Origin of the sequence: Chryseobacterium sp. SC28, assembly GCF_003932955.1 — a bacterium.
Lineage (GTDB): Bacteria > Bacteroidota > Bacteroidia > Flavobacteriales > Weeksellaceae > Epilithonimonas.
Map to the genome: position 1 here is coordinate 1 of NZ_QOVY01000040.1, position 2,434 is coordinate 2,434.

The window sequence follows — 2,434 nt, forward strand, 5'->3', positions numbered from 1 at the left end:
CATACGGCGGATTCCCAATCACAATATCAAAATATCCTCCGTCTGCAGAATTTAAACCACCGTTTTCTTTAGACAACCCAAACATCCATTCTGGGTCAAAGAAAGGTGAACTTGCATTTTGGTCATAAGGATTCCATTGTGAAAATTGTATCGCATCTTCTGGTGCAAATTCGTTATTGTCCTGCAAAAGTTTTGAGAGTTGGGCTCTTAGATGTGCATCTTTATCTCTCAGTTCTTTTTTCTTGTAGGCAGATTTTGCATAGAAATGTTCTTTTCTCACTTCCATTAGTTGGTGTTTGGTTTCATCTATACGTGGATCGGTAAAAAGACTGTTCACGAAATCGCCTTCTTTTTTCTTTTTCATCCCAATCAACGTATTCGCTGCAACAAATTTCGTTTCTAAATTTGGTAAAGTTAATACTCCATAATTTTCTTCGGGTTTAGATAAATCCATTGCATCCTGTTCTACAATGAGGGAGATAAAGAAGCGTAATTTGCTGATTTGTGCTGCAATGGTTTGTATATCTACACCATAAATACATTCTTCTATCAAATGCAGTTTCAAATCGTGATGAGATGCTTTGTTTTTAGCATCTAATTTCTCAAGAACTTCTACCATTCGGTTGAGTATTCCCATAGGAAATGCTCCAGAACCACAAGCTGGATCCAAGATTTTTACAGCACGGAGTGTATTTGCTATTTTTTCACATAAATCGTGATCATCAGCCAAAGATTCTGGTAAATTTTCCTGTTCAAAAATCTGACGAATGAGCTCTTCTTCCAAATCTGGAGAGGCATTATTCAGATAAGCGATTAGACTTTCATCTACCATATAAGCAACGATTTCTTTTGGTGTATAGAAACTGCCCGATTGTTTACGTGCGGATTCCTGTGTTTCTGGGTTAAAAGCGCCTAACAAGTTTTCAAAAACATTCCCTAACAATTCTGGATCTAATGCTACCTGAACTTCATTTGGCACATTTTCTTCCACTGTAAAATTATAGCGTTCCAACAAAGGAATTAATCCTTCATTTTTGTCATCGCCAAAGAAAACAACGTTTGGAATAAATGCTCTGTGCTTCAGGTTTCCGTTTGGAGATTTTTTATCACTTCTGCTAAAACCATCTAAATGATATTTTACACCATCGGTACTTTCTTCTTTATCAAGACATTCAAACAACCCTCCGTTCAAAAACGGAATTGGTCGGAATAAATTTAAGACTTCTTCTTCGGAAATTGTAAACATTTCCGAATAACGATATCGGGTTTTAATATCACGCTTATCCACCAATTTTGCAAACTCTCTTTCTGTCACAGCTTTGTTCAAGGTTGCAAAAAATAAGTTTTGTAATATGGCATTGTAGTAATTCCCATTGGAAAAACTGTCTGGACTAAAATCTTTTAAGATTTCTGACAATTTATCCTTTTTGAATAAATCGTCTGGTACAAGATGTTTTTGTTTGATAAACCACACAAACAATAAACGTGTAATTAAACGAATCATTTGCTCTTCCAGCTTTACACGGTCATCATCAGATGTAGTGGTATTGTTCGGGAATGTAATGCCGACCTCTGGCTTCAGCGTCCACTGATACCATTTGAATAAATCGTTGTAGAATTCTTTGGTTAGTTTTTCAACCGAAAAAGCATCTTGAATACTGTCCAAATCCTTGAATGTACAGTTCCCAATTCTCTGTTTGAAGGTTTTATTGGTGTCTTCTGGAGATACAAAATAGGTAAAACGCTTCCAAGAAGAATATTTCTTATCTGCTTTTCCGTCCCAGTTTCTTCGGATAAATGAAAATCTAAATTTTCCTGCATCATCATAAAAAACGAAAATAGCTCCGTCCTTAAAATCTTCTTTAAGAACCAATTTTGCAATCTCAAATTGTTTTTTCTTGGAAGAACGTTCAGATAAAATACCGTTATATTTGCAAGAGAATACAATAAGTTCATCAGAATTTTTGAATTCCACATTTCCTATTCTTGTCAATTCTGAAAAATCAGGAAAATCCTTATCCTCCATTATATATGTTAAATCTTCTTGCTGTGGTTTTAAATTCGCACTGTATTTAAAAAAACCTGATAATGATTTTATTGAGAAGTTTTGTATCAGTTTATCCATTTTTTGATTGTGTAACTTTTTGTAAAGATATGAAAATATGGAATTTATCTTTTACGGTAGTGCTTTTTAAGTAAAAGCAGCATCTCAAAATTAAAAAAACAACTAATTATGGTTTAAAGAAATGGAATACTCAAAGCCATCGTAACCCATTAGCGCGCGGTACAAATATTAGATAAAAAAAAGATCAAAATCAAGCATTGTCAAAAATAATTGAAAATAAAAAAACCGCCGTAAACATTATGTTTACAGCGGTTTATCAATTTATTGTTAATCGATGATGTTACTCGATAATTATTTTACTTCTTCGAA

General features: G+C 33.9%; 1 protein-coding gene. It reads right to left on the bottom strand.

Annotated elements, in window-relative coordinates; translation table 11 throughout:
- The coding region (locus tag DTW91_RS12540) for an Eco57I restriction-modification methylase domain-containing protein (protein WP_317126020.1) at positions 1–2,125 on the bottom strand (2,125 nt) is incomplete at its 3' end.
- Positions 2,126–2,434: the final 309 nt, after the last annotated feature.